1 protein-coding gene is annotated in these 418 nt (G+C 73.2%); it reads left to right on the forward strand.

All coding sequences use genetic code 11. The features are described from left to right. Window positions 1-418, forward strand: a 418-nt coding sequence (locus tag RNC47_RS37150) for a YbdK family carboxylate-amine ligase (protein ID WP_311605287.1), incomplete at both ends; no start/stop codon positions are given.

Consider the following 418-nt stretch of genomic DNA (forward strand, 5'->3'; position numbering starts at 1 on the left):
AGTCGGACGAGGAAGGGGTCGCGGTCCTCGACCGGGTGCGCTGCTGGCTGCCGGTCCTGCTCGCCCTGACCGCCAACTCCCCCTTCTGGCAGGGGCAGGACACCCGGTACGCCAGCTACCGCAGCCGGGTGTGGGGCCGCTGGCCCTCGGCCGGGCCCGTGGAACTCCACGGCTCCGCCGAGCGCTACCACGAGCAGGTCGCGGCCCTCGTCTCCACCGGAGTCCTCAAGGACGAGGGGATGGTCTACTTCGACGCGCGCCTCTCGCGCAGCTACCCCACAGTGGAAGTCAGGATCGCGGACGTCTGCCAGGACCCGGCGGACACCGTCCTGCTGGCCGCACTGACCCGGGCGCTGGTGGAGACGGCCGCGCGGGAGTGGCGGGCCGGGGAACCGCCCCAGGACACCGAGGTGGCCCT

The organism is Streptomyces millisiae, from assembly GCF_031845425.1.
Lineage (GTDB): Bacteria > Actinomycetota > Actinomycetes > Streptomycetales > Streptomycetaceae > Streptomyces > Streptomyces millisiae.